Consider the following 6,280-nt stretch of genomic DNA (forward strand, 5'->3'; position numbering starts at 1 on the left):
ATGAAATTGCCATTGATCACAACGGGAATGATTTGTTTGCTAGGGATAAGTTGTTTTGCCCAGGCCACCGTTTCACCAGACAGGACGCGTATTATTTTTAATGCATCCAATAAAAGTGCGACGGTTCGCCTGACCAATCAAAGCAAAACTGAACCATATCTGGCGCAATCATGGATTGAAGATGCCAGCGGAAAAAAAACACGTGATTATATTTCAACCCTGCCGCCAATGGAGCGTATCGAAGCTGATGAACAGGTGCAAATTCGCCTGATGGCCCTGGCTTCACTCAACAGCTTACCGCAGGACAGAGAAACCCTGTTCTATTATAACGTCCGAGAAATTCCGCCTCGCACTAAAGAACAGAATGTGATGCAGATAGCGATGCAAAGTCGCCTGAAATTATTCTGGCGCCCAAAAGCGATTGAATTAAAAGATGGGCAAATGGTGCCTATGCAAAAAGTCACTATCACCCGTACCACGGCAGGACTCACGCTCAATAACCCAACGCCCTATCACATTACTGTTGGTTATATAGGTACTAACGGCAAGACACTAATGCCCGGAGCAGACAGCATTATGGTGGCGCCGTTTGCAACGGCGACTCAACACCTGAACAACCTGCCTGCCACATTCCTGCTAGGTTTTGTTGGCGACTACGGTGGTCTGGAAATGTTTAAAGTTGAGTGCAACTCCGTCCAGTCTCTGTGTCAAAGCACATCAGCCAGAAAGGAAAAATTATGATTACGCTTTTTCGGCTGTTAGCTATTCTGTGTTTGTTTTTTAACGTTTCTTCTTATGCTGTCGATTGCTATCAGGATAAAAACAAAGGTCCTACCCTTATCCAAAAGGCAATGCCACCGTTCAGAATTCCGCAAAATGCCCAACCAGGCCAAAAAATCTGGGAAAGTGATGACATCTCAGTCCATGTTTTTTGCAACAATGCTGGTGACTGGTCAGCGTCCGCACCGACGGAGACGATTCACGCCTGGATTAAGTTGTCTGAATTCAATGATCCTGTTGTTCTGAATAACCCATATCTGAAATTTGGTGTGACCTATAATGGTCAGGATTTTGAGGAAAATGGTCAGGGGATCGATACAAGAGCCTGCCTTGATAGAAAAAATGCGACTGGAAATCAATACACAACTAAAGCTTGTAATGGCACGACGTATCAGAAAAATGTCGAATTCAATGCCCGATTTCGCCTGTATGTAAAACTCTTAGCAATCCCCACCTCCACAGATGGCCTGAGCTGGAACTTTGGGGATGTAAACGTATTGCAATTTGATGGTTCCCAAGGGGCCAACACCAGTCCATCGGCGAAAAACCTACACGCTGACATTACAGGCCTTAATAATATTTCATTTCTTGATTGCAGCGTAAATTTGCGTATTTTCCCTGAGAGTCAAATTGTCAATTTTGGGCAAATATCAGCCAGCGCGATTAAAGCAGCTCCGCACAAGGCGGTATTTAGTATCTCAACAATAAAAGATGCTACGGCTAATTGCAGTGAACAATTTGATGTTTCCACAAACTTCTACACCGACGACACTCTTTACGATAATACGCACCTGGAAATGGGCAACGGTCTTTTAATGCGTATCACCGACCAAAAAACAAAGAGCGACGTCGTTTATAACCAGTACAAATTATTTACTACCTATACTCCAGGGCAATCGGCCACCACTGCGACCCGGGAATATGAAGCTGAACTAACACAGCAACCAGGTCAGGCGCTGACTGTTGGCCCCTTCCAGAGAGATCTGATCGTTAAAATTAACTATAACTAAATAGCAAAATGCCGGGAAAACCCGGCATTTTCATATTCATTGGTTACACGCTATCAGCTAGCTTTTCGCTCATGCGCCTGACGGTATGCAACCAGATCCTCAATAGTGACCAGCGCCATATTGTGTTTATTGGCAAACTCAATGCACTCTGGCGCACGCGCCATCGTGCCATCGTCATTAGTCAGTTCACACAGCACACCTGCAGGTTTAAAGCCTGCCAGCGTCATCAGATCAATGGTCGCTTCGGTATGGCCGCCACGAGTCAGTACCCCCCCCGCCTGCGCGCGCAGTGGGAAAACGTGGCCAGGACGATTCAAGTCTGAAGGTTTAGCACCGTCAGCAATCGCAGCGCGAACAGTCGTGATACGGTCAGCGGCAGAAACACCGGTAGTCACACCTTCAGCAGCTTCAATGGTCACGGTAAAACCGGTGCCATAGGCGCTGGTATTATTTTCGACCATCATTGGCAGATCGAGTTGTTTACGGCGATCTTCGGTGATGCACAAGCAAACAATACCGCTACCGTGGCGGATGGTCAGAGCCATCTGCTCAACGGTCATGGTTTCTGCCGGGAAGATCATATCGCCTTCGTTTTCACGGTCTTCATCATCAAGCACCATCACACCGCGTCCTTCACGCAGCGCAACCAGTGCATTTTCAACACGTTCGAAAGGCGTACCAAAAGAGGAAAGTAGCGTCTGATTCATGGTAAAAAAACCTCACTAAAATTATGGTTACCAGAATCAGGGCAGTCTTAGGAGTGGCGGCATATAGCCAAAATAACGTGAGCGGGTCCATGCCCGACAGAATCGTTACTCTCTCCCATCCGGACTCTAACCGTCGGCCCCGGAATTACACCGGATCTGCTGTCCTTTGAGTTTGCACCCAAAGCGCTCGCGGGCTTTCAACTGAGTTGATTTACCGCCGGTGGGGAATTTCGCCCCGCCCTGAGAATAAGCGGATTCACTATAGCGCTAATGATTAGCGGCAGCAACGCACAGGTTCACATAATTCTGGTTTATGACTTACCCTTATCGCACTACAATGGCACTAAACACCTATCAGTACAGGGAAACTACAATGATTGACCCGAAAAAAATTGAGCAAATTGCTCGCCAGGTTCACGAATCAATGCCTAAAGGAATCAGGGAGTTCGGGGAAGATGTGGAGAAAAAAATCCGCCAAACCCTACAAGCACAGCTGACTCGCCTCGATTTGGTAAGCCGCGAAGAATTCGATGTGCAGACGCAGGTCCTGTTGCGGACTCGTGAGAAACTGGCGTTACTGGAGCAGCGCATCAGTGAACTGGAAGCTCGTAGTAATCCGGCAGCAGAAGTTCAATCTCCTCCCGCGATCCCGCCAGTTGATAAAGCAGAATAAAGCGACACAAAAACGGGCCTGACGGCCCGTAATATCAATGTTCGAGTTCCAGTTCTCTTGACTGTGTCATTTGCTGGCAATACCAGGCATAACGAGCGCAAAACCAGGTTCTGTGTTCTTCATCCATATTACCAGTGACGGCCAGAATATCGACTGCTCGACCTTCAGCATGCATTCTGGCAAAACTACGCGCCAGGAAATCGAAATTATTTAAAGAATTAAGACCATGATCCATAAGCACATCCTCCGGTTATCGCATACCTTTTAAGGCCATATGCTTTTTCTGATTTCAGTATTCCTTAATCAGTGTAGTGCCTTTAAACATAACGTGCGTAAATATATTGTTTTGGATCACACTTTTTATTGAAAATAATTACAACGTTAATGGACTTTTTCTTTTAAAATTTTACTACCACATGTTATTATTAGAAAAGATAAATGTAAGGAAGAAAATCATACCACAATAAACAATGCGTCACTGAATGGACGATGGAGTGACAGATGATTTTATTTGCCGACTATAACACACCTTATCTTTTCGCTATTTCCTTTGTACTTTTGATCGGCCTGTTAGAAATTATTGCTATTATATGTGGTCACATGCTCTCCGGTGCTCTTGATGCACATCTTGATCATTACGATTCCATAACCACAGGTAATATTAGTCAGGCACTTCATTATCTTAATATTGGAAGGCTACCAGCCCTCGTCATCCTCTGCCTGTTGGCCGGTTTGTTTGGCCTTATCGGCATTCTTCTACAGCATGCTTGCGTGACGGTCTGGCAAGCCCCGCTCTCAAACCTGTTCGTGGTTCCTGTTTGTTTACTGCTCACTGTTATTACAGTGCATTATATCGGCAAGGCAATCGCCCCCTGGATTCCTCGCGATCATAGTTCTGCTATTACAGAAGAAGAATATATTGGCTGCATGGCATTAATTACCGGTCATCAGGCAATATCCGGTAAACCCTGTGAAGGAAAACTTACCGATCAATTTGGCCAAATACACTATTTATTACTGGAACCTGAAGAAGGAAAAAACCTCACCAAAGGTGACAAGGTATTGATTATTTGCCGACTTTCTGCAACACGGTATTTGGCAGAAAAAAATCCCTGGCCAAATATATTGTAAATATTTAATCAAAAGGAAATTTAATAATGGATGATATTGTTAACTTAGTACCGTCATGGATGTTTATGGCGATTGTTGCCGTATGCGTTCTGTTTATTATCGGTATTATTTTCGCGCGGCTTTATCGTCGGGCATCTGCCGAGCAGGCATTTGTTCGTACCGGGTTAGGCGGGCAAAAAGTGGTAATGAGCGGCGGCGCAATCGTTATGCCAATCTTCCACGAAATCATTCCTATCAATATGAATACGCTCAAGCTGGAAGTCAGCCGTTCTACTATTGATAGCCTGATTACGAAAGATCGTATGCGTGTTGATGTTGTAGTGGCTTTCTTTGTACGGGTAAAACCGTCAGTAGAAGGCATCGCCACTGCGGCCCAGACGCTGGGGCAACGTACTCTATCGCCTGAAGATTTACGTATGCTGGTAGAGGATAAATTCGTCGATGCCCTACGCGCCACCGCTGCGCAAATGACCATGCATGAGTTACAGGATACCCGAGAGAACTTCGTGCAGGGTGTACAAAATACCGTGGCAGAAGACTTGTCGAAAAACGGACTGGAACTGGAAAGTGTTTCACTCACCAACTTTAACCAGACTTCGAAAGAGCATTTTAACCCGAACAACGCCTTTGACGCCGAAGGTCTGACCAAACTGACTCAGGAAACAGAGCGCCGTCGCCGCGAGCGTAACGAAGTTGAACAGGATGTAGAAGTTGCGGTGCGTGAGAAAAATCGAGACGCTCTTTCGCGGAAGCTGGAGATTGAACAGCAAGAAGCGTTTATGACGCTTGAGCAGGAGCAGCAAGTTAAAACCCGTACCGCTGAACAAAATGCGAAAATTGCTGCTTTTGAGGCTGAACGTCGTCGTGAGGCAGAACAGACGCGAATCCTGGCTGAACGACAAATTCAGGAAACGGAAATCGACCGCGAGCAGGCTGTACGCTCAAGAAAAGTTGAGGCTGAACGCGAGGTTCGCATTAAAGAAATCGAACAACAACAGGTCACCGAAATCGCCAATCAGACGAAATCGATCGCTATTGCTGCAAAATCGGAACAACAATCGCAGGCGGAAGCGCGTGCAAACCTGGCTTTAGCAGAAGCCGTTAGCGCACAGCAGAACGTAGAAACCACGCGCCAGACAGCAGAAGCCGATCGAGCTAAACAGGTAGCGCTGATTGCCGCAGCGCAGGACGCAGAAACCAAAGCAGTCGAGTTGACTGTACGGGCAAAGGCAGAGAAAGAAGCGGCAGAAATGCAGGCGGCAGCTATTGTTGAGTTAGCTGAAGCTACGCGTAAAAAAGGTCTGGCGGAAGCAGAAGCGCAGCGCGCGCTGAACGACGCTATCAACGTACTTTCTGACGAGCAAACCAGCCTTAAATTCAAACTGGCGCTATTACAGTCGTTACCTGCGGTAATAGAGAAATCCGTTGAACCGATGAAGTCAATCGACGGCATCAAGATTATCCAGGTCGATGGATTAAACCGTGGTGGCGCTGCGGGGGATGCGGCATCAGGCAGCGTTGGTGGCGGAAACCTGGCAGAACAAGCATTATCAGCGGCGCTTTCTTACCGCACACAGGCGCCGCTGATTGACTCCTTGCTCAATGAAATCGGTGTTTCAGGCGGCTCGCTGGCGGCATTGACTTCCCCCTTAACCTCAACAACTCCTGTTGCAGAAAACGCAGAATAAATCTTCAGCTATGAAAATCCTCGGCCCAAAAAGCCGGGGATTTTTTATATCTACGTTCCGCTAAAAAGTGCAAATGATCAGGTTGTTACAGCGTTTTGCGAGTCGACTCGGGGAAGAGAAAACGGCATCAGGGAAAGCGTTGCGCGGGGGTCTGACGCTCATCAACAATCGGGGAGTCAGCAAGGGGCTGAAACGGGAAGGCCCCTCCCGAAGACTGTCTCTTGATCAGATCTCCTGATCAAGAGACTTCATCACCAGGTAACCCTCAACCATATCCTGAAGTCTGAACCA

The 6,280-nt window shown here is 47.0% G+C and carries 7 protein-coding genes and 1 riboswitch; of the genes, 5 read left to right on the forward strand and 2 right to left on the reverse strand.

Going from position 1 to position 6,280, the window contains the following annotated elements; all coding sequences use genetic code 11:
* Both H9644_RS07780 and H9644_RS07785 read left to right on the forward strand, forming a co-directional pair.
* The gene (locus H9644_RS07780; protein WP_191774044.1) at positions 1 to 741 is read left to right on the forward strand and encodes a fimbrial biogenesis chaperone; all 741 of its coding nucleotides are present in this window, start codon (positions 1 to 3) and stop codon (positions 739 to 741) included.
* Complete coding sequence (locus tag H9644_RS07785) at positions 738 to 1,790, forward strand: pilus assembly protein (protein ID WP_191774046.1); 1,053 nt, start codon at positions 738 to 740, stop codon at positions 1,788 to 1,790. The genes H9644_RS07780 and H9644_RS07785 overlap by 4 nt, the downstream gene beginning before the upstream one ends.
* A gap of 53 nt (positions 1,791 to 1,843) precedes the next feature.
* Here the strand turns inward: H9644_RS07785 and ribB are convergent, their stop codons facing one another.
* On the reverse strand, positions 1,844 to 2,497 hold the full coding sequence (ribB, locus tag H9644_RS07790; RefSeq protein WP_001562126.1) for a 3,4-dihydroxy-2-butanone-4-phosphate synthase: 654 nt from the start codon (positions 2,495 to 2,497) through the stop codon (positions 1,844 to 1,846).
* 103 nt (positions 2,498 to 2,600) lie between these two features.
* Positions 2,601 to 2,749, reverse strand: a riboswitch (FMN riboswitch).
* Positions 2,750 to 2,870: 121 nt separating this feature from the next.
* Between ribB and ubiK the strand changes: the two genes are divergently transcribed.
* Positions 2,871 to 3,170 (forward strand): ubiquinone biosynthesis accessory factor UbiK, encoded by a 300-nt coding sequence (gene ubiK / locus H9644_RS07795; protein WP_064529620.1) that lies wholly within the window; start codon positions 2,871 to 2,873, stop codon positions 3,168 to 3,170.
* Between the two features lie 34 nt (positions 3,171 to 3,204).
* Here the strand turns inward: ubiK and glgS are convergent, their stop codons facing one another.
* Positions 3,205 to 3,405, reverse strand: a complete 201-nt coding sequence (glgS, locus tag H9644_RS07800; protein ID WP_191774049.1) for a cell surface composition regulator GlgS — start codon at positions 3,403 to 3,405, stop codon at positions 3,205 to 3,207.
* Positions 3,406 to 3,671: 266 nt separating this feature from the next.
* Between glgS and H9644_RS07805 the strand changes: the two genes are divergently transcribed.
* Together H9644_RS07805 and H9644_RS07810 are read left to right on the forward strand one after the other, a co-directional pair.
* Positions 3,672 to 4,301: an OB-fold-containig protein gene (locus H9644_RS07805; protein ID WP_191774051.1), complete on the forward strand. Its 630-nt coding sequence runs from the start codon at positions 3,672 to 3,674 to the stop codon at positions 4,299 to 4,301.
* 26 nt (positions 4,302 to 4,327) lie between these two features.
* Positions 4,328 to 5,989 carry a flotillin family protein gene (locus H9644_RS07810; RefSeq protein ID WP_191774053.1) on the forward strand — a complete coding sequence of 554 codons (1,662 nt, stop codon included), beginning with the start codon at positions 4,328 to 4,330 and terminating at the stop codon, positions 5,987 to 5,989.
* Positions 5,990 to 6,280 lie beyond the last annotated feature (291 nt).

The organism is Escherichia whittamii, from assembly GCF_014836715.1.
Taxonomy (GTDB): domain Bacteria; phylum Pseudomonadota; class Gammaproteobacteria; order Enterobacterales; family Enterobacteriaceae; genus Escherichia; species Escherichia whittamii.

Excerpts from the sequence above, each read along its gene's own strand:
- H9644_RS07780 (WP_191774044.1), top strand. The coding sequence starts at position 1 with ATGAAATTGCCATTGATCACAACGGGAATGATTTGTTTGCTAGGGATA.
- H9644_RS07785 (WP_191774046.1), top strand. The coding sequence starts at position 738 with ATGATTACGCTTTTTCGGCTGTTAGCTATTCTGTGTTTGTTTTTTAAC.
- ribB (WP_001562126.1), bottom strand. The coding sequence starts at position 2,497 with ATGAATCAGACGCTACTTTCCTCTTTTGGTACGCCTTTCGAACGTGTT.
- ubiK (WP_064529620.1), top strand. The coding sequence starts at position 2,871 with ATGATTGACCCGAAAAAAATTGAGCAAATTGCTCGCCAGGTTCACGAA.
- glgS (WP_191774049.1), bottom strand. The coding sequence starts at position 3,405 with ATGGATCATGGTCTTAATTCTTTAAATAATTTCGATTTCCTGGCGCGT.
- H9644_RS07805 (WP_191774051.1), top strand. The coding sequence starts at position 3,672 with ATGATTTTATTTGCCGACTATAACACACCTTATCTTTTCGCTATTTCC.
- H9644_RS07810 (WP_191774053.1), top strand. The coding sequence starts at position 4,328 with ATGGATGATATTGTTAACTTAGTACCGTCATGGATGTTTATGGCGATT.